13 protein-coding genes are annotated in these 22,806 nt (G+C 74.6%); 2 read left to right on the top strand and 11 right to left on the bottom strand.

Features of this window, described 5'->3' with window-relative positions; all coding sequences use genetic code 11:
• Positions 1 to 9 precede the first annotated feature (9 nt).
• From AB0C99_RS32015 to AB0C99_RS32005, 3 genes are all read right to left on the bottom strand, one after another.
• Positions 10 to 1,695, bottom strand: coding sequence for an NAD(P)/FAD-dependent oxidoreductase (locus AB0C99_RS32015; protein WP_362482675.1), 1,686 nt, complete (start codon positions 1,693 to 1,695; stop codon positions 10 to 12).
• Positions 1,682 to 10,999, bottom strand: a complete 9,318-nt coding sequence (locus AB0C99_RS32010) for an amino acid adenylation domain-containing protein (protein WP_362482673.1) — start codon at positions 10,997 to 10,999, stop codon at positions 1,682 to 1,684. The genes AB0C99_RS32015 and AB0C99_RS32010 overlap by 14 nt, the downstream gene beginning before the upstream one ends.
• A 140-nt stretch (positions 11,000 to 11,139) precedes the next feature.
• On the bottom strand, positions 11,140 to 12,045 hold the full coding sequence (locus AB0C99_RS32005; RefSeq protein ID WP_362482670.1) for a sterol desaturase family protein: 906 nt from the start codon (positions 12,043 to 12,045) through the stop codon (positions 11,140 to 11,142).
• A gap of 575 nt (positions 12,046 to 12,620) precedes the next feature.
• On the opposite strand from AB0C99_RS32005, the gene AB0C99_RS32000 reads away from it, so the two are divergent.
• Positions 12,621 to 14,243 (top strand): FAD-dependent oxidoreductase, encoded by a 1,623-nt coding sequence (locus tag AB0C99_RS32000; protein WP_362482667.1) that lies wholly within the window; start codon positions 12,621 to 12,623, stop codon positions 14,241 to 14,243.
• Between the two features lie 12 nt (positions 14,244 to 14,255).
• Here the strand turns inward: AB0C99_RS32000 and AB0C99_RS31995 are convergent, their stop codons facing one another.
• The 5 genes from AB0C99_RS31995 to AB0C99_RS31975 form a co-directional block, all read right to left on the bottom strand.
• Positions 14,256 to 15,098, bottom strand: a complete 843-nt coding sequence (locus AB0C99_RS31995) for a hypothetical protein (RefSeq protein ID WP_362482664.1) — start codon at positions 15,096 to 15,098, stop codon at positions 14,256 to 14,258.
• 93 nt (positions 15,099 to 15,191) lie between these two features.
• Positions 15,192 to 17,051, bottom strand: coding sequence for a GMC family oxidoreductase (locus tag AB0C99_RS31990; RefSeq protein WP_362482661.1), 1,860 nt, complete (start codon positions 17,049 to 17,051; stop codon positions 15,192 to 15,194).
• A complete protein-coding gene (locus tag AB0C99_RS31985; protein ID WP_362482659.1) occupies positions 17,048 to 17,494 on the bottom strand; it encodes a hypothetical protein in 447 nt (148 codons plus the stop codon). The genes AB0C99_RS31990 and AB0C99_RS31985 overlap by 4 nt, the downstream gene beginning before the upstream one ends.
• 101 nt (positions 17,495 to 17,595) lie before the next feature.
• On the bottom strand, positions 17,596 to 18,594 hold the full coding sequence (locus AB0C99_RS31980) for an MBL fold metallo-hydrolase (protein ID WP_362482656.1): 999 nt from the start codon (positions 18,592 to 18,594) through the stop codon (positions 17,596 to 17,598).
• Complete coding sequence (locus tag AB0C99_RS31975) at positions 18,591 to 18,722, bottom strand: hypothetical protein (RefSeq protein WP_362482654.1); 132 nt, start codon at positions 18,720 to 18,722, stop codon at positions 18,591 to 18,593. The genes AB0C99_RS31980 and AB0C99_RS31975 overlap by 4 nt, the downstream gene beginning before the upstream one ends.
• Positions 18,723 to 19,216: 494 nt before the next feature.
• Here AB0C99_RS31975 and AB0C99_RS31970 point away from each other — a divergent pair, with 494 nt between their 5' ends.
• The gene (locus tag AB0C99_RS31970; protein WP_362482651.1) at positions 19,217 to 20,395 is read left to right on the top strand and encodes a hypothetical protein; all 1,179 of its coding nucleotides are present in this window, start codon (positions 19,217 to 19,219) and stop codon (positions 20,393 to 20,395) included.
• Positions 20,396 to 20,445: 50 nt separating this feature from the next.
• On the opposite strand, the gene AB0C99_RS31965 is transcribed toward AB0C99_RS31970, so the two are convergent.
• From AB0C99_RS31965 to AB0C99_RS31955, 3 genes are all read right to left on the bottom strand, one after another.
• Entirely contained in the window at positions 20,446 to 21,033 is a 588-nt protein-coding gene (locus AB0C99_RS31965) for a hypothetical protein (protein WP_362482648.1), read from the bottom strand.
• Between the two features lie 161 nt (positions 21,034 to 21,194).
• The gene (locus tag AB0C99_RS31960; RefSeq protein ID WP_362482646.1) at positions 21,195 to 21,818 is read right to left on the bottom strand and encodes a restriction endonuclease; all 624 of its coding nucleotides are present in this window, start codon (positions 21,816 to 21,818) and stop codon (positions 21,195 to 21,197) included.
• A 203-nt stretch (positions 21,819 to 22,021) separates the two neighbouring features.
• Positions 22,022 to 22,669 (bottom strand): CatB-related O-acetyltransferase, encoded by a 648-nt coding sequence (locus tag AB0C99_RS31955; RefSeq protein ID WP_362482643.1) that lies wholly within the window; start codon positions 22,667 to 22,669, stop codon positions 22,022 to 22,024.
• Positions 22,670 to 22,806: the final 137 nt, after the last annotated feature.

Here is a 22,806-nt window from a genome sequence, read left to right as displayed (position 1 = left end):
TCTTTCTGGTCATTCGGCCACCGCCGCCTTCCGGGCGTCGCCCCGCTGTTCGAGTTGCGGCAGCCGGCCCAGCTTGCCGGGGTGCCAGGGCCCGGCAGCCTCGCTCGGCCAGGCCCGGAACTCCAGGCCCAGCTCGTCGCAGAGGAACTGGACCGCGTACCGGCCGCTGGTCGCGGCCCTGATCAGGCCGCCCATGCCGGTCCACTGCCCGGCCATCGAGAAGCCGCTCAGCCCCGGCAGCCGCATCCGGTCCCGGTCGACCAGCGCGGTCGACACGTCGTCGGCCTCGGAGAACGCCTTCCAGGCCAGGATGGAGCCGTAGGTGTTGCCGGTGTACCGCTCCGTCGTCGCCGGTGTCGCCACGTTCACCAGCTCGATCCGCTCCTCGATGCCCGGATGGCGCTCGGCGAGGAACGCGCGCAGGAAGTCGGCGACCGCCGCCTTGCGCTCCCGGTACGCCTTCCGGTCCGTCCTCCGCAGCTCCTGCCAGGACCGGTGGTCGGTGAAGTACGTGCAGTGCAGCACCGACTTCCCCGCCGGGGCGAAGCCGTCCGCGTAGTCGGACCGCCGCTGCACCACCAGGCTGTGCTGGAGGCTGCCCGGCAGCGCCGCGCCCCGCTCCGGCCCCAGGAGGTACGTGGTGCTGTGCGGCTCGCCCTCGGGCAGCGGGCCGTCCAGGCCGACGAAGGCCGAGACCACCGCCGGGTACAGGTTGTCCGGGCGGTCCAGCAGCTCCTTGTACAGGCGCTCGGTGCGCGGGCTGGTCCACCGCCCCTCCAGCAGCCGGTCCAGGACCGTCGGCCCGTCGCAGGCGGCGATCACGTGGTCGGCGAAGTGCTCCTGCCCGTCCTTCAGCCGTACGCCCACCGCCCGCCCGTCCTCGACGAGGATCCGCTCCACCCGGGCGCGGTAGCCGATGTGCCCGCCGAGCCCCGTGTACCGCTCCTCGACCGACCGGGCCAGGCCCAGCGAACCGCCCTCCGGGAAGCCCGCGTTGCCGTTGTGCGCGCAGGACATCGTGAAGAGGAACGGGAGCAGCGGGAAGCCGGTCAGCTCCTGGAGGAACACGTTCGGGAACGCCTGGCGCAGCAGCGGGTCCTCGAAGCGGTCCGCGAACCGGCGCATCGGCGTCGCCGCGGTGCGCCAGTACAGCCGGAACGCGGGCAGGATCCCGAGCACCGTCCGCGCCTTCTCCGACAGCGACTTCAGCGGCGGCGGCTTCAGCTCCCACCGCAGTTCGAGATCGGCGAAGCGCTTGAGGTCCCGGCAGAACGCCCGGATCAGGCGCGCGTCGCCGGGCGCCAGCTCCAGCAGGTGCTCCCGCAGCCGGTCCGGGTCGTTGTAGAAGGTGACCGACCGGCCGTCCTCGGCCACCACCCGGTTGAACTGGTCGAACAGGGTGATCCGCTTGCCGTCCAGCGCCCCGAGCTCGCGCCACACGTCGTTCGCCCCGGTCCCGGGGGCCGTCCCGATCAGCCAGTCGATGCAGTAGTCGAAGAGGTAGCCCTGCCGGGCCCAGGCGGTGCAGCAGCCGCCCGGCAGCACGTGCTTCTCGAAGATCCGGCTCTCCAGCCCGCTCATCTGCGCGTAGCAGCCGGCCGCGAGGCCCGACATGCCCGCGCCGATGATGATCACCCGGGGCCGCCCGCCGGGAGGCCGCGCCTCCCAGCGGGGCCCGCCGTCACGCACCGCCATCCGTGCCGCCTCCCGCGAGGAGTGCCCGCACCAGCTCCGCGTTCCCGTCCAGGAACGCGCCGTCCAGCATCTCCGCGTGCCGCCCGTGCCCCTCGCGCACCGCGCACCCGGAGGCGGTGGCCTCGTGCCAGCCGCCGGGCTCGCCCGCCGCGAAGCGGCCCGGCTTGTCCTGGTCGGAGATCACCGCGATCGGCGCCCGCAGCACCCCGAGCGAGGGGTGCGCGCCGCAGTACGCCAGATACTCCCGGGCCTGCTCCACGGTCTCCCGGGCCACGATCTCGGAGCCGGTGTGCCGCCGCAGGTGCTCCGCCAGCTCCAGCTCGAACTCCGCCAGGTGCTCCTCGCCGAGGTCCACGGCCTCGGCGATCCGGTACGAGTCCATGATCAGCACCAGGTCCACCGCGCGGCCCCGCCGCTCCAGCTCCCCGGCGATCTCGAAGGCCAGGTTGCCGCCGAGGGAGTAGCCGAACAGCGTGTACGGCCCGCCCGGGTGCAGCTCCTCCGCCAGATCCGCGTACCGGGCCGCCTTGTCCGGCCCGGACAGGTAGTTGAAGGCCGCGAACCGGTGCTCGGGCAGCAGCGCCGCGAGCTGCCGGTACACCAGCCCGTGACCGCCCGCCGGCGGCAGGCAGAACACCGTCGCCGCCGGGTCCGCGCCCGGGTTGAACCACAGGTACGGCTCGGCGCCGGGCAGCCGCCCCGTGACCACGTCCTCCAGGGTTCTGGCCATGCCGTGCAGGGTGCTCGTCTGGAACAGCCGCCCGACCGGCACGGACGCGTTGAACTCGGTCCGCAGGTGGTGGATCAGCTCGATCAGCTTGATCGAGCTGCCGCCCGCCTCGAAGAAGTCGTCCCGCAGCCCGGGCGACTCCAGCCCCAGCAGCGACCGCCAGTGCGCGGCCATCCGCGTCTCGTACAGCGTCACCGGCGGCTCGTGCCGCTCCGGCCCCGCCTCCGCGCGCGGCTCCGGCAGCGCGGCGAGATCGACCTTGCCGTTCGCCGTCAGCGGCAGCTCCGGCAGCGCCGTGAAGTGCGCCGGGATCAGATACGTCGGCACCTGCTCCGCGAGGTGCCGACGCAGCTCCCGGACATCCGGCACCGCGCCCGGAGCGGGCACGCAGTAGGCGCACAGCACGTTCTCGCCCGTCTCGTCCCGCCGCACCGTCACGCACACCTGCGCCAGCTCGGGCCGCGCGGACAGCCGCGCCTCGATCTCCCCGGTCTCCACCCGGTGGCCGCGCACCTTCACCTGCCCGTCGGCCCGCCCGAGGAGGTGCAGTACCCCGTCCGCGTCCCAGTGCCCGAGGTCCCCCGTCCGGTACAGCCGTACGGGCTCGCCGCCCGGCGCGAGGGTCACGAACCGCTCGGCCGTCCGCTCCGGATCGCCCAGATAGCCCTCGGCCACCCCGGCGCCGCCGATCCACAGCTCACCGGCCACCCCCGGCGGCACCGGCTCGCCGTGCCGGTCGAGGACGTACAGCTCGCTGTTGGGCAGCGGCCGGCCGACCGGCACCATCCGCCCCGGCTCCAGCCCCTCGGCGGAACCCTCGTAGTAGGCGCTGTCGATGGTGGCCTCGGTCAGCCCGTACGAGTTGACCACCCGCGTCCCCGGCCCGCACAGCGCCACGAGCCGCCGGTGCTCGCCCGCCCGCCAGGCGTCCGAGCCGACGACCACCAGCCGCATGAACTCCAGGCCCAGCCCCTCCCGCTCGCAGTGCGCCAGCAGCCCGCGCGCCACCGACGGCACGAACTCGCCGCAGTCGACGCCCTCCGCGCGCATGGTCCGGTACAGCCGCGCCGTGTCGAAGAGGAGGTCCCGGTCGACGAGGACCAGCGTCCCGCCCGAGCACAGCGCCCGGACCAGGTCCCCGGTGAACACGTCGAAGGAGACACCCGCCATCTGCAGGTGCACCCGGGCGTCGGTGTCCAGCCGGTACTCCTGCTGCCAGGCCACGAACACCGAGGCCAGGTTGCGGTGGCTGACCCGCACCGCCTTGGGGCGCCCGGTGGAACCCGAGGTGTGGATCACGTACGCGGTCTGGTCGAGGCCCACGGCCGGCTCCGGCCGCTCCTCCGCCCCGGGCCGGTCCAGCTCGTCCAGGGTGACCGGCCGCCCCGGCAGCCGGGCCGCCTCGCCCGGCTGCCCGTCCGTCAGCACCAGCACGGCCCCGGCGTTCTCCATCAGCTCGGCCAGCCGCTCGGCCGGGTGGTCCGGATCCAGCGGCAGATACGCGCCCCCGGCCCGGAGCACCGCGAGCAGCGCGATCACCAGCTCCGCCGACTTCGGCAGCCGCACCGCCACCACCGCCCCGGCGCCGACGCCGAGCTCGCGCAGCGAGGCCGCCACGCGCCGGGAGCGCTGGTCCAGCTCCCGGTAGCCGAGCCGCCGCCCGCCGGGCACGGACACCGCGACCGCCTCCGGGAACTGCGCGGCGATCTTGCCGATCAGCTCGTGCACCGGCACGTCGTGGTCGATCCGCCGGTCACCGCCGCCGAACCCGGTCAGGATCCGCTCCCGCTCCCCGTCCCCGAGCATCGGCAGCCGCGCCGCCGGGCGCTCGCCCGCCGCGCGGGTCAGCCCGTCGAGGAGGGTCCGGTAGTGCGCGGCCATCCGCCGCACCGTCGCCGCGTCGAACAGGTCGGTGTTGTACTTGAGCACACAGTGGAAGCGCCCGTCGTTCCGGTCCTCGTAGGCCGACAGTGTGACGTCGAACTGTCCCTCCTCCTCCGGGAGTTCGATGTACTCCAGCGCGTACCCGAAGCGCTCCACGGCCACCTTGTGGGTGAGCAGGATGAACATCGCCTGGAAGACCGCCGACCGGCTCGGGTCGTGCTGGAGCCCCAGCTGCTCCACGAGCAGCACGAACGGGTACTCCTGGTTGTCCAGGCCGCCGAGCACGGTGTCCCGCACCCGGCCCAGCAGCTCGGCCACCGACGGCTCCCCGGCCAGGCTCACATGGAGCGGCAGCGGATTGACGAAGTAGCCGTAGACGGACGCGAAGTCCTCCTCGGTGCGCCCGGTGACGGGGCTGCCGACCACGATCTCGTCCTGCCCCGACCAGCGGTGCAGGAGCAGGTAGTACGCGGTCAGCAGCACCGTGAACACGGTGACGTTGTGCTCCCGAGCCAGCGTCTGCACCCGGGCGCTCAGCTCGTCGTCGAGCTGGAAGAACTCGGAGGCGCCGTTGTCGGTCTGCACCGGCGGGCGCGGCCGGTCGGTGGGCAGTTCGAGCGCCGGGACCTCCCGAGGCAGGTGCTCCCGCCAGTACTCCAGCATCCGCCGTGCCTCAGGCCCGGCCAGGAAGCGGTTCTGCCGGTTGAGGAAGTCCAGGTAGCGGGCCGGGACCGGGGCCAGCTCCACCGGCCGGCCGGTGCGCAGCCCGTGGTAGACCTCGAACAGCTCCTCGATGAAGGTGAACGTGGAGATCGCGTCCGAGACGATGTGGTGGACGGCCTTCATCAGCACCCAGCGGTCCGGCGCCCGCCGGAACAGCCGCAGCCGCACCAGCGGATCCCGCTCCAGGTCGTACGGCCTGCGGTACTCCTCCACCAGCCGCGCGCGGACCTCCTCCCACTCCAGCCCCGCCACGTCGAACACCCCGGTGTCGGCGACGGCCTCGGGCCGCACCCGCTGCACCGGCCGCCCGTCCTCGGTGGTGATGTTCGCCCGCAGGCTCGGATGCCGGGCGATCAGCGTCCGGAACGCCTCGAACAGCAGCTCCGGATCGAGTTCGGCGCGCACCTCCACCGCGCCGCCGATGTTGTACGCGAAGCCGTCCGGGTTGAGCTGCCGCAGGAACCACAGGGCCTGCTGGTTGTGGGTGAGCGGGTGGCACGCCTCGTCGGTGAACAGCTCCACCGCCGTCTCCGCCGCCGGACCGCCCGCCGCCGCGAGCTCGGTCAGCCCCGCGTACAGCCGCTCCGTCAGCTCGCTCACCGGCCCGTTGCTGAGCAGCGCCACCACCGGCAGCGAGACCCCCAGCTCGGTGTGGGTGCGGGCCCGCAGCTCCATCGCGAGCAGCGAGTCCAGACCGAGCGCGCCGAGCCGGCTGTCCGCGTCGACCAGCTCCGGCCGCACCCGCAGCACACCCGCCGCCAGCGCGGCGAACCGCTCGGCCACCAGCGCCGTACGGGCCGCCTCGTCTGCGCCCCGGAACGCGTCGAGCAGACTGCCGCCCTGCCCCGCCGGGACCTCCCGGGCCGCCGCGGCGGCCAGCGCCGACACCAGCGGCGGCGGCGTGGGGTACCAGGACAGGAACACCGGCCAGTCCACCACCGTGGCCACCAGCAACTGGGCCCGGTCCTGCCCGATGACCCGCTCCAGGACCGCCATGCCCGCCTCCGGCGCCAGCGAGCTCATCCCGCGCGCGTCCCGGTAGTGGGCGACGAGCCCGAGCTCCTCGATCATGCCGGTGGCCCACGGCCCCCAGTCCAGGCTCAGCGCGGGCAGGCCGCGCGCCCGGCGGTGGTGGGCGAGCCCGTCCAGGAACGCGTTCCCCGCCGCGTAGTTCACCTGCCCGGCCGTCGTCAGCAGCGAGGCGACCGAGGCGAACAGCACGAAGTGCTCGACCGGCTCCTCGCGCAGCAGCCGGTGCAGCAGATACCCGCCGTACACCTTCGGCCCGTAGCCCGCGTCGAAGGCCGCGCGGTCCAGCGACGGCAGCAGCACGTCCCGCACCTGCCCCGCGAGGTGGAACACGCCCCGCACCGGCGGCAGCCCGGCGGCCCGCCGCCCGGCCAGCCAGCCCTCCATCGCCGCCGCGTCGGTCACGTCGACCGCCGCGACCAGCACCTCCGCGCCCAGCGCTTCGAGCTCGCGCAGGAACGCGACCCGCCGCCCCTCGGGGCCGTCCGGATCGAGCCCGCGCCACGCGCCCCGCTCCGGCACCCCGGTGCGCCCGAGCAGTACCAGCCGCCGTGCCCCGCGCCGTACCAGCGTGCGGCAGAGCAGCCGCCCGAGCGCCCCGAACGCGCCCGTCACCAGATAGGCGCCGTCCGCGCGCAGCCGCAGCGGCAGCGGACGGGTCAGGCCCGCCGGCGGGCGCAGCCGGCTGATGTGCCGCCGGCCGGACCGCAGCGCGACCTCGCCCTCGCCGTCGTCGGCCGTGACCTCGCGCAGCAGCGCCTCGGCCTCGCCGTCGTCCGCGACCGGGCCGAGGTCGATCAGCTTGCCACTATGACCCGTGAGCTCCTGCTGCCACAGCACCCGGCCGATGCCCCAGGCGGGCGCGCCGAACGGCTCCACCGGCTCGCCCGGCACCACCGCCTGGGCGCCCCGGGTCACGATGTGCAGACGCCCCTCGGGGCGCGCCCCGGGCAGCACCTGCGCGAGCGGGACGAGCGAGTAGCCGCCGACCGTGCCGATCCCGGCGAGGTCCTCGGCGCCCACCGCGTCCAGCGGCGGCAGATCGAGGTTCCACAGATGGACCACGGTCCCGAACCCGGGCTTGAGCTCCTCGAACAGCCGGCGCAGATCGTCCGCCGAATCGGGCCGCACGGTCACGTGCCGCGTCCCGCTCCGGTAGCGGCCGCCCGGCCGGACCAGCCGGCACCGCCCGCCGCGCGCCTCGACGGCCTCGGCCAGCCGCGCGCCGAGCCCGCCCGCGTCGGCGAACACCACCAGATCGGGCGCGTCCCCGGTCCCTTCGCCACCGGCCTCCGGCGTCTCGGCGGGTGCCTCCTCCCAGACGACCTCGGCCAGCCAGCCGTCGATGGTGCCCAGCTTCACCGCGGCGGCCACCCGGTCCACCGCCGCCGCGCGGAAGCCGCGGATCCGGCCCAGCGGCGTCCCGTCCTCGGCGTACAGGGCGAGGTCCCCGACCAGTTCCTCGTCGTTCTGCGCGGTCACGGTGGCGTGCGCCCACAGCGCCCGGTCGCCGACCGCGTCCAGGCGCAGCTCCGCGATCCCGACGGGCAGCCGGATCCCGGCGGACCGGCCGCCCTCGGCGTCCGGCGCCAGCGCGGTCAGCATGGTCTGGAAGCAGGCGTCCAGGAGCACGGGATGCACATGGCTCTCCGCCGCCCCGGCAGCCATCCCCGGGGTGGGCCGGATCAGCGCCAGCGCCTCGCCGGGCGCGGCCCACACCTCGTCGATGGCCTGGAACGCCGGACCGTAGTGGTAGCCGAGCGCCCCCAGTTCGCCGTAGCACTCCTCCCTGCCGAGCCGCCGCCCCGTCCGGCCCCGTACGGCCTCGGCGTCCAGCGGGCCCGCGATCCGGAGCGGCTGCCCGGTGCGGACGACCCCGCTCGCGTGCACCGTACGGTCCGCCGCCCCCGTCCCGGCACCGGCGAGCGAGGCGATCGTGAAACCGGCCTCCTCCGGCGCGAAGGACAGCTGCACGGTCGCCGCCTCGCCGTCCGGCAGGAACAGGGCGCGCGAGAACTCGACGTCGGCCAGCGTCGCGGTGTCCCCGCCGGTCATCGCCCGGACGGCCTGCGCGGCCATCTCCAGATACCCGGCGGCCGGGAAGACCGTGCTGCCCTCGATCCGGTGGTCGGCCAGATACGGCAGCCGCTCGGTGTCCAGCCGGCTCTCCCACGTCGGCTGGAGCGCGGACGTACGGCGGCCGAGCAGCGGGTGGTCGAGCCGGCCGAGCCGGATCTGCTCGACCGGCGCGGGCTCCACCCAGTACCGGTCGCGCTGCCACGGATAGCCCGGCAGCGGCACCGGCCGCCCCTCGGGCTGGAGCACCGACCAGTCGACGTCGACACCCAGCGCGTACAGCTCGGCGAGCGAGCGGGCGAAGCGCTCGGGCTCGTCCTCCCGGCGCCGGATCGACGGCAGGGTCAGCCCCTCCACGGCCCGGCCCTCCAGGCACTCCCGGATCGAGTGGCCGAGCACCGGGTGCGGGCCGATCTCCAGGAACAGGCCGTACCCGTCGTCCACGAGCCGGTCCACGGCCGCACGGAAGCGGACGGGCCGCCGCACGTTCTCCCACCAGTACGCGGCGTCCAGCTCCGGCCCCCGCGCCCGGCCGTCCCGGGCCGTCAGATACAGCGGGAGCCCGGCCGTACGCGGCTCGATCCCGGCCAGCGCCTCGTGCAGCTCCTCCCGGATCGGGTCCATCCGCACGCTGTGGTAAGGCACTTGGACGTCGAGGAACCGGGTGAAGACCTGCTCCCGCCCCAGCCGCCCGGCCAGCTCGCGCAGGGTCTCCTCGTCGCCGGAGAGCGTCACCGACGCCGGGCTGTTCACAGCGGCGACCGACACCCGGTCTTGGTACGGGCGGACCAGCCGCTCGGCCTCCTCCTCGGGCAGGTTCGCCGCCAGCATCACCCCCGTCCCGGCCAGCCGGTGCTGGAGACGGCTGCGCCCCAGCGCCACCCGGACGGCGTCCTCCAGGCCGTACACCCCGGCCTGGTGGAAGGCCGCGATCTCGCCGGTGCTGTGGCCGACGACGGCGTCCGGCCGCACCCCGTAGTGCTCCCAGAGCGCGGCCAGCCCCGCCTGGACGGCGAAGTTGGCGGGCTGGGCGAGCCAGGTCTCGGCCATCCGGGACTCCGCCTCGGGCCGGGTCAGCTCGTCGAGCAGCGACCAGCCCGCCTGGCGGCGCACCTCGCGGTCGCAGCGCTCGACCACGTCCCGGAAGACGGGTTCGGCCTCCAGGAGCCCGCGCCCCATGCCCCACCACTGGGGCCCCATGCCGGTGAACACCCACACGAGCCGCCGCGCCCCGGCCTCCCGCAGACGGCCCCGGACGGCCCGGGGGTGCTGCTCCCCGCGCTCGCAGGCGGCCAGCACCTCGTCGAGCGAGTCCGGGGAGCCGGGGGCGGCGAGCGGGGAGTGGACGACCGCGAGCCGCTCCTCGAAGTGCTGGCGGCGGTGGGCGAGAGTGTGCCCGATGTCGGCGAGCGGCACTCCGGCGGCGAGCTCGCGCCGGATGCCGGCGGCCAGTTCTGCCGGTCCCGAGGCGTGCCGGGCGCTCAGCGGGAGCACCGAGCGGGCGGGCGCCGGGCCGCTCGCGCGCGGCTCCCGGGGCGGGCGGGCCGGGGCCTCCTCCAGGAGGACGTGGGCGTTGGTGCCGCCGAAGCCGAAGGAGTTGACGCCCGCGCGGGCGGGTCCCTCGTGCTCCGGCCAGTCGACCGGTCGGGTCGGGATCTCGAAGGGCAGCGCGTCGAAGTCGATGGCGGGGTTGGGCTGTTCGAGGTTGAGGTGCGGCGGGATGCGGCGGTGCCGGAGCGCCAGCGCCGTCTTGATCAGGCCCGCCACCCCGGCCGCGGCCTCGGTGTGCCCGATGTTGGTCTTGACCGAGCCGACGTAGCAGCGGGCGCCGGGCGCGCGGCCTTGCGCGAGCACCCGGCCGAGCGCGCGGGCCTCGATCGGGTCGCCCACGGGGGTGGAGGTGCCGTGCGCCTCGACGTACTGAAGGCTGCCCGGCGTGACTCCCGCCTCGGCGCACACCCGCTCGATCAGCGTGGTCTGAGCGTCGGCGCTGGGCACGGTGATGCCGTTGGTCCGCCCGTCCTGGTTCACTCCGCTGCCGATGACGACGGCGTGGATCGGGTCGCCGTCGCGCAGCGCGTCCGAGAGGCGCTTGAGCGCCACGACGCCGACGCCCTCGGCCCGTACGTAGCCGTCGGCGGAGGCGTCGAAGGCGCGGGAGCGCCCGTCGGGGGAGAGGAAGCCGCCCTTGGTCTCGGCGATCGTGTACTGCGGGGCGAGGTGCAGCAGGGTGCCGCCGGCCAGGGCCAGTTCGCTCTCGCCGCGCAGCAGGCTCTGGCAGGCCAGGTGGACCGCGACCAGGGAGGAGCTGCACGCCGTGTCGATCGAGACGCTGGGGCCGCGGAAGTCGAGGCAGTGCGAGATGCGGTTCGACACCATCGTCATCATCGTGCCGGTCGCGGTGTGCGCGGCCAGCGTCTCGAAGCCGAGGTCGGCGAACTGCAGGATCTTGTAGTCCAGGGTGAAGGCGCCGACGAACACCCCGACGTCGCGCCCGGCGAGCTCGGCGGGCCGCTGGCCGCCGTCCTCCAGCGCCTCCCAGGACACCTCCAGGAGTTTGCGCTGCTGCGGGTCCATGTGCTCGGCCTCGCGCGGGCTGATCCCGAAGAAGTGCGGGTCGAACTCGTCGAAGCCGTCGATGTAGCCGCCCCGGCCGCCGGTGAGCCGGCCCGGCTTGGCCCGGTCGCGGCTGCCGAGCGTCGTGGTGTCGTACCGGTCGGCCGGGGTGGGGACGATGCAGTCCCGGCCCTCGATCAGATTCCGCCAGAAGGACCGGTGGTCACCCGCGTGTCCGGGGAGCCGGCAGCCGATGCCGATGATGGCGACCTTGTCACGGTGGGCGGCGTTGGGTGAGTCCGTCATGGTCCAATCCGGAAGAGACGACGCCGCGGTACGGGCCGGGCGGAGGGCGTGGAGCGGGTACGACGCCGAGAGGGCGCGGGACTCGCGCGGTACGGGTCGGGGGTACGCGGTGGGGAGCGGGCTGCGCGGTACGGGGCGGGCTACGCGGCGCGGGGCGGGCGGCGCACGGGGTGGAGCAGGCTGGCGAGGATCGCGCCGGTCTCCGGGAACGTGGCGGGGTCCTTGACGCCGACGACGGCCGGGCGGCGGTCGGGGCGCCAGGTGAAGCTGCCGAAGAGGCGGTCCCACACCGACAGGTCCACGCCGAAGTGACCGGCCTCGGACAGGTCGGCGCTGTGGTGCAGCCGGTGCTGCTCGGGGCTGGCCAGGACGTGGTGGAGCGGCCCGAGACGGACCTCCACGTTCGCGTGCACGAAATAGCCCTGGACGATGGTGAAGAGTGCCACCGCGAAAAGGCAGTCGGCGGAGAATCCGAGAAATCCGAGAGTCAATTGGACGGCGCCCTGTTTGAAGGCGACGTCCAGCAGGTGATTGACGCCGTTATTGGCGACGTTCACCTTTCCCGGGACGTGATGGATTCCGTGTACCTTCCACAGCCACCGATTGGAATGCGCCCAGCGGTGCGCCGCGTAGCCCGCCAGCGAGGAGGCCAGCAGCGCGAGGGGCACCTCGGCCCAGAGGGCGAGCCCCGGTCCCGGGACCGGGGTCGCGGCCAGGACGGCCGCGACGACCGACTGGCCGAGCACGGCACCGGCCATGGTGAACCCGAAATGGACCGCGTACCAGCAAAGTTCCCTGGCGCTCGGATGCCAGTCGGCCCGGTGCGGGATGAGCCGCTCCAGCACCGCGAGGTAGACGATGGTGCCGCCCAGGAAGTACTGGACGGCCTCGCCGCGGTCCCAGCCGAGGCGCAGGACCTCGGTGAAGAGCCAGCCGGCGGACAGGGCCAGGAGCGGGTACGCGGCATAGCGGAGACACTCGCGGGCGGACGCGCCGATGGTCCACGCATTCGCCGGCAGCGACCCCGTATCGGGTCGATCTTCCATGCGGAGAATCTCCATACATGCGAATAGGGAGCTCGCAGAGTAGCAGCGGATGCGAGGGGTCGTGAATTACGGAACGTCGTTTTTTGGCCAGCGCGGGAAGGGGGCGCGCAAGGGTAATTAGTAGGAATAAAGTCTTTTCATTCTCCGATGCCGGTGGGGCGGAGGAGTGGGCGCGGGGCGCCGCTGCGTGGAAGCAACGATTCCGCAATGTCACGAGCGCCGCCGGGTGCGCCGGGCGCCGCCCGCGTAGAGAGCGTTTACCGCCGTACGAGTGCCCGGCGGATATGCCCGAAACCCCCACCCTGGGCGGGGCCGGTCATCCGCTGATGCGTTCATCCTTCCGGGCCGGGCCGCTCGACGGAGGCTCGGACCGGTGCATCCGGCCAGGCCCGCCAGGCAGAACGCGCGCGACGCGGCCGCGCCTTCATCGCGCGCGTTCTGCCCGTCCCCCCTCACGGCCGAAGGCCCGCCGAGGGCCTTCGGCTCCCCGGATCGGGCCCTTCGCCCCCCGGGGGACCCCCCGCTCCGCAAATACCCTCGGGGGTATCGATGGTTTTGTTCTGGAGGAGGAAACGGTGAAGGTCGTCATCGTCGGTGGAGTCGCGGGCGGAATGTCGGCGGCGGCGCGTTTGCGGCGTCTGGACGAGTGGGCGGAGATCGTGGTCCTGGAGAAGGGTCCCCACGTCTCGTACGCGAACTGCGGACTGCCCTACCACCTCGGCGGCGTGATCGAGGACCGGGACGCGCTCCTCCTCCAGACCCCCGAGTCGCTGGAGGCGCGGTTCGCCCTCGACGTGCGGACCGGCCACGAGGTGCTCTCGATCGACCCGGACACGCGGACCGTCACCGTACGGGACGGCGCCGCCGGCACCACGTACGCCGAGCCCTACGACCACCTCGTCCTCAGCCCCGGCGCCCGGCCCGTCGTCCCGGACGTGCCCGGCGTCGAGCGGGCGATGACCCTGCGGGACGTCACCGACACAGACCGGATCGCCGCCGCCGCGGCCGGGGCCCGCACCGCCGTCGTCGTGGGCGGCGGGTTCATCGGCGTCGAGGTCGCCGAGAACCTGCGGCTGCGCGGCCTCGACGTCGCCCTCGTCGAGCTCGGCCGGCAGGTCCTGCCGCCGCTCGACCCGGAGATGGCCGCCCCGCTCGCCGACGAACTCACCGCCCACGGCATCGACCTCCGCCTGGGCACCCAGGTGAGCAAGGTCCTGCCGAGGGAGGTCGAACTCTCCGACGGCACCACCCTCCCCGCCGACCTCGTCGTCCTCGCCATCGGCGTCCGCCCCGACACCGCCCTCGCCCGCACCGCCGGCCTGGCCGTCGGCCCGCGCGGCGGCATCGCCGTCGACGACCGCCAGCGCACCAGTGACCCGCACGTCCACGCCGTCGGCGACGCCGCCGAGAAGCCCGACCACCTCACCGGCGACCCCACCCTCGTCCCGCTCGCCAACCTCGCCAACCGGCACGGCCGCCTCGCCGCCGACGCCCTCACCGGACGCCCGGTGAGCAGCGCCCCGGCGATCGGCACCGCCGTCGCCAAGGTCTTCGGCCTGACCGCCGCCGCCACCGGCTGGAACGAGAAGCGTCTCGCCGCGGCCGGGCGCCCCCACCAGGTCCTGCACGCCCACCCCGGCTCCCACGCGGGCTACTACCCGGGCGCCAGCCCCCTCGCCCTCAAGCTGCTCGTCGAGCCCGGCACCCAGCGGATCCTCGGCGCCCAGGCGGTCGGCGCGGACGGTGCGGACAAGCGCGTCGACGTGCTGGCCACCGCGATCCGCGGCGGACTCACCGCACCCGAACTCGCCGACCTTGAGCTGGCCTACGCGCCCCCGTACGGCTCCGCCAAGGACCCCGTCAACATGCTCGGCCACGTCGCCGACAACCTGGCCACCGGCACCACCGCGACCGTCCAGTGGCACGAACTCGACGCGGCCCTCGCCGACGGCGCCGTCCTCGTCGACGTGCGCACCGCCGCCGAACACCGGGCCGCCGCCATCCCCGGCGCCCGCAACATCCCCGTCGACGAACTCCGCACCCGCGCCCACGAACTGCCCACCGACCGGCCCGTGATCGTCCACTGCCAGGTGGGCGTCCGGGGCCACGTCGCCACCCGCCTCCTGACCCAGTACGGCCACGAGGCACGCAACCTGGACGGCGGCTACCTCACCTGGCGGGCGGGCAGCCGCGCCTGAGCCCGCCCGCGCTCAGCCGCGCGGCCCCGTCGGCAGGTAGTACGGGCGGTTGTGCGCCGCCACCGGAGCCGACTGGTACGTCCAGGCACCGGCCGCCGGGGCATCGGCCGGGAGCAGGAACCGCAGGTCACGGCCCAGTTCCCCGTACGGGTCGTGGAGGGTGAGCTGGGTGCGTCCGGCGAGCTCGGGGGCGGACAGGTCGTACCAGTCGTACGGCTGGTAGACGTTCATGGGCCCGGCGAGCAGCCGCCCCTCCGGGTCGGTGCCGTAGCCGGTCACCGGGGCGGAGTTGGCGGGCGCGGAGTCCAGCCCGTCCAGCTTGGCCGTGAGGTCCAGCAGCGGCGCCGGGAGCTGTCGCAGGCTGTCGTCCGCCGCCACCTCGCCCGCCTTGCACCGGACGGTCCAGGTCCGCCCCGCGGGGCCGTTCAGCGACGGCAGGAGCACCTCGAACCAGCCCGGGACCTTGGGCTCCGCGTACAGCTCCCGCCCGGCCCGGATCGCGAACGGGTTGTCGCACACGACGTGCAGCCGGGCGATGCCGAGCAGTTTGGTCTGGTCCCAGCCCTGCGCGTACTGCGCGTAACTCAGTTTGGGCAGCCGGCCGGCCTCGGCCGTCGGGAAGGCGATGACGTTGAGCTCTATCTCCTGGGTGACGCCGCCGCCGAACGGATACTGCGCGAAGTACAGCTGGTAGTTGAACGAGACCAGCGCCCGCCCGTCGTCGAAGACCGCCGCGGACAGCTCCGGGTGCCGCTTGGCCAGCAGCTCGCGCACCGGCCCCGGGTCGACCAGCCAGTCGACGCCTATCTGGTGCAGGGCCCCGTAGTGGAAGGGCAGCCGGAAGGGATCGGTCACGGGAGGCAAGGGCAGCGCGGTCATTCGAGGGCTCCGGAGTGGGTCGTACGGATGGGTGGGTGGATGGGGGGACCTGCGGGGGGATAGGTGGGGTTACTGGGACGGCGGAGACACGGGCGTGGTGATCGGGTGGGGGCGGTCGCGGGCGGCGAGGTCCGCCTCGACGCGTTCGGCGCTGCGCAGTGCGAGGGCGGCCATCGTCAGCGTCGGGTTGGACGTGGCCACCGACGGCATGCTGCCGCAGCCGACCGCGTAGAGACCGGGGTGGTCCCAGCAGCGCTGCCACGGGTCCACCACCGAGTCGCCGGGGGAGTCGCCCATGATGTGCGTGCCCGCCGCGTGCCCCGCCCCGCGGTAGCCGTACGTCCGGCCGCGGTGCTCGAAGCGGCCCGGCCAGGCGGCGGCCGGCGCGTAGTCCGTGTGGTCCTCCGCGCCCAGCAGCGCGAAGATCTGGTCCGAGACGGCCCGCGCGGCGGCCATGCCCTCCTTCACGTGCTCGTCGAGGTCGTACGTGACCAGGGGGAGCGGCAGGCCGAGGGCGTCCCGCTCGGTGGGGTGGAGGGTGACCCGGTTCGCCGGATCGGCGCCCTGCTCCATCTCGAACTGGAGGGTGAACTGGCGGCGCAGCCGGTCCCCGAGCGCCTCCCGCAACTCCCGCCCCGAAAGGCCGCGTTCGGCGAGCAGGTGCCACACGTCGGTGTGCACCGGGCCCTTCGACCAGATCCAGCCCCAGGTGCCGAACTCGACCCGGAACGGCGCCCGCGCCCGGCGCGCCTCACCGGTCCGGAAGCCCTCGAAGCCCGAGACCGAGCCGGGCCCCCGGTACGAGCCCGCGTCCTCGCCCTCGGGGAGCAGGCCCCAGGTCAGCAGCACCGGATGGTCCATCAGGTTCCGGCCGAGCTGCCCGCTGCGGCCGGCCAGCCCGGAGAGGAGCAGCAGGCGCGCGTTCTCGATCGCGTGCGCGGCGAGCACGACCACGTCGGCGTGCGCGGCGGACACCGTGCCGTCGTACGCGCGGTACTCCACACCGGTCGCGCGCCCGTTCCCGTCGACCAGCACCCGGCTCACCACGGACCGGTCCCGCAGGGTGACCGACGGCCCCCACCGGCCCTGCGTCTTCAGCGGCGTGTACTTCGCGTACGAGGGGCAGTACGGGATGCAGCTCGCGTTGCCCACGCACCGGCTGTGCGGATCGGGCCGCCCGTCCCGCCCGCGCGGCACGTAACCCCGGCCGCCGTCGTAGCGGGGGTCGGGGACGCCGTTGCGCGCGTGCGGGGTGCGGACCACCCTCAGCTCCACGTCGCCGAGCGCGACGGGGTCCTTGACCCGCTGTCCGTCGAGGCGCGCCGCGAACACCCGGTCGAGCCGCGCGGCGGGCAGCGGGCGCATGGGGAAGACGTGCCCGTCCGGGAACCGCAGGCCCAGCAGCTCCCGCTGCTCGTCGGCGTCGGCGGCCACGCCCAGGTGCTCCTCGGCCGCCCGGTAGTGGGGTTCCAGCTCGTCGTACGTGAGCGGCCAGCGCCGCCCGTACCCGAACGGCTCCGTGTCGAAGTCCTCCGGCAGCATGCGGGGCGCCAGCCCGGTCCAGATGGTGCCGGTGCCGCCGTTGGTGCGCACGTACCCGCTGGCGTACGGGAGGGGGCCGTCCTGGCGCAGGTGGCCGACGGAACGGTAGCCGGGGGTGCCCGTCGTGCCCGTCGTGCCCGTCGAGTCACCCGTGCCCGCCGTGCCCTCCGTGCCGGAGAGATCCGTCATGACGGGCCAGGAGGCCGCCGGGTGGGGGGTCTTGGCGACGGCGCGGAGGTAGGAGGAGAGAGGGTCGTGCCGGTCCGCTTCGGCCTCGTTCGCGCCCGCCTCCAGGACCAGGACCCGGCGGCCGTGCGCGCCGAGTCGGTGGGCCACGAGCGAGCCGGCGACACCGCCGCCGACGACGATCACGTCGTACCGCGTCACCGGACGCCTCCTTCGGCCCCGGCCCAGCTTCCGTAGCCGCCGGGGTGCGTGGCGGGGGCGTTGAGCCCGGCGGACTTCCACGCCAGCGCCTCGGCGTAGGCGCGCGGGGAGACCGGCACCGGGGGACGGCCGGGCCAACTGCCCGTGTACCAGAGGTACGTGACGGCGCGGGCGGCGTCACGGAACCGCTCGTCCCCGTCGGCCGGGCGGCTGTCGTCCAGCAGGCGGGCGAGCAGGGGCGCGCCGAGCTCCTCGGCGGCCAGGTCCAGATACGCCTCGACGAGACCGGTGGCCACCAGGTCGGCCCCGTCGAAGCCGGTCAGGCGCGCCGACAGCGCGGTGAACCGCGCGATGCGGTCGGTGGGTTCAGGGGAGCCGGTGACATCGGGCGTGGCGGGCGCGGCGGTGGAGTCGGAGGCGTCGGAGGCGTCGGTGTGAGGCACGCGGGCATCGGTGCCCGGCGTCGGGACGCGTCATGCCGCACGCTCCCGGAACGGCGTGATCATGACGCCGGGCGCTCCCTCGGACGGCTGGTTCCGCTCGGTCAGACGTTCGGCTCGCGTTCGCCCCCTGGGGGCCAGGCGCGGGGATAGGGCGCGCGCAGCGACTCGGGCGGTACGGGGGTGTGCTCGGCGGCGGCGTGCAGGCGCCCGTCCCGCAGGACCACGGCGCCGCTGCCGAGCATGGTCGCCACCAGCTCGGCGGCCAGGGCCTCGGGGTGCACGGCCAAGAGGCGGGCGGCGTCGGACAGCCACGCGCGGGCGTGGAGGTACGGCTCGACCTCCCCGGCAGGGATGCCGCCCCGGATCATCAGCGCGAACGCGAGGATCCGCCGGGCCCCGTACCAGACCGCGCCGGCCGGGTCGTCGACGAGCCGCTGGGCCCGGCGCAGGGCGGCGGCGCACGCGGCGTCCGGGTCGGCGGGGACCGGGCCGTGCGAGGGGAGGATCACGCGGGGGCCGAGGTCCGTGATCCGCTTGAGCGAGGCGAGCGCGGTCCCGGCCGCCCCGGGGCCGTCCGGGGCGAGGGCGACCCAGCCGACGTCGTAGTCCGACAGCGCGTCGCCGACGACGAGGACGCGTTCCTCCGGCTGCCAGAGCGCGAGGTGCCCGGGGGTGTGCCCCGGCGTGCGGACGACCTCCCAGTCGGTGTCCCCGAGGCGCAGGACCTGCCCGTCGTCGAGCGGCATGTCCACGGTGTACGCGGGGACGGGCTGGTCCAGGTATTCGGCCGCGCAGCAGCCCGGATCGCGCCGGGCGATCGCCTCGGCCTCCGGTGCGCCCGCCGCGACGGCGGCTCCCCGGGACTGGAGGAGCGCGTTGCCACCGACGTGGTCGGAGTGCCAGTGGGTGTTGACGACGAGGTCGATCCGGCCGCCGTGGGCGCGGGCCCAGCCGGCGGTCTCGGCGGCGTGGCCGACGAAGCCGGAGTCGACCAGAGCCGGCCGACGGCCGCTCAGGAGAAGGGTGTTGGCGTCGGGGAAGGGACGCTGCCACCAGGTCATCCAGGCGGGGAGCGGGGGAGGGGACGGCCGGAGGCTCACGGGTGGCTTCTCCTTCGGGAGGGACGGGGCGGGCGGGCGAGCAAGCCGATGAGCGCGGCGAGTTCGGCGGCGCCGACGGGGTCGTCCGCGTAGCGGGTGGTCTGGAGCGGGCCGACCTCGGACAGCACTACACCCTCCCGCGTCAGAGCACGTACACCAGGGTAAGGAGCGCGGCGCGGGCGTTGCCGTCGGCGAAGGGGTGGGAGAAGGCCACGTCGAGGCAGGCGCGGGCCCCGCGCGCCGCCGAAGGGAGGGGCGCGGGCCGGGGCGGACCTGGGGCGCGGGGAGGGGGCGTCAGGCGCGCCCGCCTCACCGAGGCAGGCGGCGAGATCGGCCCGGGTGCGGGCGGTCAGCCCGTACCGTTCGCGGCCCGCCTTCGCGCAGGCATCGCCCGACCGGAAGGGTGCCGACCTCACCCCGAGCAGCGCGCGTTGCCGGCGGGCCGGCAGCGCGAAGTCCAGCGGGGCGCGGCGCGCGGGATCGGCGCGGACCAGCGCGTGGGCGGCCGGCAGCCGCTCGGCCCGCGCCGGATCGCGCCGCCGCACCGGCCCCTCGTACCAGGACCGGAGCCGTCGCGGACGCCGCGGCCCGCACGTACGCCACCGTCGAGGACGCCTTCGCGTTGTACGAGGGCCGGGTCGCGCCGGACCTTCCGGCCGACCGGGTCTTCGTCGTCCCGAACCTGCTCAGCCGCCACGACCCCGCCCGGGGGCCCGAGATCAACCACCTGCTGCCGCTGCTCGACACCCGGTACGGGGTCTCCGCGAGCTCCGGCCAGCACCTCATCGCCGCTCTCCCGCCGCTGGTGATGGCCTCGTACGGCGCGCACGCGGGCCGTCGCGGCCTCGTCCTCCAGGCCCCCGTCACCGCGGATCTCGGCACGGACCTGGCACCCGCGGCCGCCGCCGAGCGGATCTCGGGCATCGTCCGCGACACGATCGCCTTCGCGCGGAAACGTTTGGGTGCCGAGGTGTTCGGGCTCGGCGCGACCCTGCCGGCGTGGACGCGGTTCGGCCGGGACGCGATCGCGGTGGGCGGAAACGTTCCGGTGGTCACGACGGGACACGGCGGAACGGTTCACCTGATCCGGGAGCTGACGCGACGGGTCGCGGGGGAGGTGCCCGGCGGCGGGCCCGTACGGATCGGGGTGATCGGGGCGGCCGGTTCGATCGGCACCTCGATCCTGACGATGCTCCTCGCCGACTTCCCCGGCCTCGCCTTCGTCGCCTGCGACCGGACCACGCGCCTCGGCCGCGTCGACCGGGTGGTCCGGGCGGCCGGGGCGGAGGGCAGGACCCGCGTCACCGACGACGCCGGTGAGGTGCTGCGCACCTGCCCGGTGACCGTCAGCGCCAGCACCGAGCGGCTCGACCTGGACGCGCTCGTACCGGACGCCGACCTCACCGGTCACGTCCTCATCGACGACAGCCAGCCGAGCCGCGTCGACCGGGACCAGTGGAACAAGCGCGGGGCCCGCCTCCTGTGGCCCATCGGCACCAGCGGCCCCGCCGACGGGCCCCTCAACCGGCGCGACGGCTACCGCTACGGCCCGGGGACCGGACTGCTGCACTCCCACGACCTGTGGGGCTGCGAGGCCGAGGCCGCGGTCCTCGCCCTGAGCGGAGACCACGGGGCCGCCCTGACCGGACCGGTCACCCGCGGGGCCGCCGCCCGCGTCGGCGCCCTGCTCGACGCGGCCGGCGTCCGGGCCGCCGCGCCGCAGTCGCACGCCCGCCCGACCCCGCTCGCCGGCCCGCGCCGGGCCCCCGACGAGGCCGCGCCCGCCGCCGTCGCGCGCTGAGCGGACACCCGCCCCTGAGGGGCCCCGGCGGGCGCACCCGCCGGGGCTCCTCAGAAGTCCAGGTAGCGGTAGTGCCGCAGGCGCGATCCGGCGGCCTCCTCCGTCATCCCCAGCGCCTCGGCGACCCGCACCATCCCGCCGCCCGCCTCGCCGATCCCCGTGACGAGCCGGGCGGCCATGGGGCCGTACACGCCGACGATCGCCTCCAGCCGGTCGACGGCGCGGAGCACGGTCAGCGGCTCGTCGTCCACGAGCTCGTCGAGGCGCTCGTACAGCCGCTTCAGCAGCCCGGCCACGTCCTCGGGCAGCCGCACCGCGCGGGCCGCGACCTCGTCCATGTGGGCCTCCCAGTCCTGGAGCGGCCCGGAGACGTCGTACGCGGTGAGGTCGGCCGGGTCGACCCGCTGCCAGTCGATGGGGAAGGCGCGCGCGGCCCGCCAGCCGCAGGCGCACCTGCCCCGCATCGAGGTGGCCGTGGGCCTGCGTAACTCGCCCGTGTACACCCACCAGTCGGTCGACTCGTGGACGTACGTGCCGCTGCCGATGTCGAAGTAGACCGGCCCCGGTTCGCTGCCGTCGGCGAGCAGCACCCCGACCTCGCCCTCGTGCGACTCGAACCGTTCACGCCTCCAGCCCATCCGGCATCCCTCCTCACCCCACGCGTGCGCGGGCGGCCCGAGCGGGCCGCCCCGTCCACGACCACGATGAGGCAGCGGACCGTCGGCGCGCAGCCAAGAGGGCATATTCCATGGGCATTTGGTTGCGCGCGCCGGTTCCCGTGCGCCCCCTCGCGCCGTGCTCAGGAGCGGGACGACGGGCGCCGGGGCGGCGGCACGGCCCGCAGGATCTCCCACAACGGCCTTGATCCGGCGGCCCATTCGCCGAGCACGGTCCGGTCCACCAGGTGCAGCCGCTGGTCGTGGGCGAACGCGACGGCGCGCCCGGTGAACCTGCCGTTGGTGACCAGGACGACCACGTCACCCCTGTGGACCGGCCGTCCGGTGCCGTTCAGCACGTGGAGGTCCGGGGTGCCCACGGGCGAGCCCTGGAGCCCCGCACGGCGGTGCTTGCACTGGATGACCCAGAGGCGCCCGAACGGGTCCGTCGCCTTCACGTCGGCACCGTTGTCCCCCGCGCCGCCGACCTGCACGGCGTCCGCGCAGCCGTCGCGCCGCATCAGGTCCCGGACCGCGTGCTCGAACTGCCGGTGATGCAGGGCGTCCAGCTGCGTGAGCGCGTACCGCAGCCCCCGCGCCCGTACCTCCGCCCACCGCGCGTCCCGCTGCCGTCGCACCAGCCACCAGGCCAGGGCCCCGCCGGCCAGCACCACGAGCAGGACCGGAAGCCACGGATGGGCGGCGAGGAACCGGGCGACCGCCACGACCACCGCCCACGCGACCAGCAGTCCCGCGCCCAGCGCCACGTACGGCAGCCCGCCCCCGGCACCCTTCCGCCCGCGCCGCCGAACCCGCGGAACGCTTCGGGTGCTCCGTACGCTCCGGCCCCGGCGCGGCGTCACGACCGGCCCCCGACCCGTACGACACGTAATCGACCTGACGGCACAGTCGCCCTCCCCGGATCACGACACGAGGTTTCCTCGCGGTGACCCAATGTAGCGGCGGGCCCTCAGCCGCCGCTGGGCTTCGCCGCCTCCAGTTCGGCGAGGGTGCCCGACATGACGGTGCGGAGGTGGCGGGTCAGGTGGTCGATCGGCCAGTCCCACCAGGCGAGCGCGAGGAGGCGGGCGATGTCGGCGGCGGGGTAGCGGGTGCGGATGAGGGTGGCCGGGTTGCCGCCGACGATGCCGTAGTCGGGGACGTCCTCGACGACGACCGAGCCCGAGGCGACGATGGCGCCGTGGCCGATCCGGACACCGGGCATCACGGTCGCGCCGTTGCCGATCCAGACGTCGTTGCCGACCACCGTGTCCCCGCGCCCGGGGAGGCCGGTGATGAGGTCGAAGTGCTCGGCCCAGTCGCCGCCCATGATGGGGAACGGGAACGTGGACGGCCCGTCCATCCGGTGATTGGCGCCGTTCATGAGGAACCGCACGCCGGTGCCCAGCGCGCAGAACTTCCCGATGACGAGCCGCTCGGGGCCGTAGTGGTACAGCACGTTCTGCGTCTCGAACGACGTGGCGTCGTCCGGATCGTCGTAGTACGAGTACGCGCCGACCTCGATCAGCGGCGAGGTCACGAGCGGTTTCAGCAGGACCACACGGGGCTGGTCCGGCATCGGGTGGAGGGCGGACGGGTCCGGCGGGACGGGACTCATGGCAGGGGTACTCCGGATCGTGGAGGCGGCACGGACGGGGTCGTCGAGCGGCTCCATGATCGCAGTGTGTGCGTCCCGTCCCCCGGGATTTATCCGCCTGGGTGGCCTGAAACCTATCCCTTACTGATGTGGGTGCC

The organism is Streptomyces sp. NPDC048659 (genome assembly GCF_040650575.1).
In the GTDB taxonomy this organism is placed as follows: Bacteria; Actinomycetota; Actinomycetes; order Streptomycetales; family Streptomycetaceae; genus Streptomyces.
Note: the sequence above shows the minus strand (reverse complement) of the source record. Positions and strands in the feature narration are given on the sequence as shown.

What these genes read in the sequence shown, in the direction of transcription:
- AB0C99_RS32015 (WP_362482675.1), bottom strand. Translation starts at nt 1,695, where the DNA reads ATGGCGGTGCGTGACGGCGGGCCCCGCTGGGAGGCGCGGCCTCCCGGC.
- AB0C99_RS32010 (WP_362482673.1), bottom strand. Translation starts at nt 10,999, where the DNA reads ATGACGGACTCACCCAACGCCGCCCACCGTGACAAGGTCGCCATCATC.
- AB0C99_RS32005 (WP_362482670.1), bottom strand. Translation starts at nt 12,045, where the DNA reads ATGGAAGATCGACCCGATACGGGGTCGCTGCCGGCGAATGCGTGGACC.
- AB0C99_RS31965 (WP_362482648.1), bottom strand. Translation starts at nt 21,033, where the DNA reads ATGGGCTGGAGGCGTGAACGGTTCGAGTCGCACGAGGGCGAGGTCGGG.
- AB0C99_RS31955 (WP_362482643.1), bottom strand. Translation starts at nt 22,669, where the DNA reads ATGAGTCCCGTCCCGCCGGACCCGTCCGCCCTCCACCCGATGCCGGAC.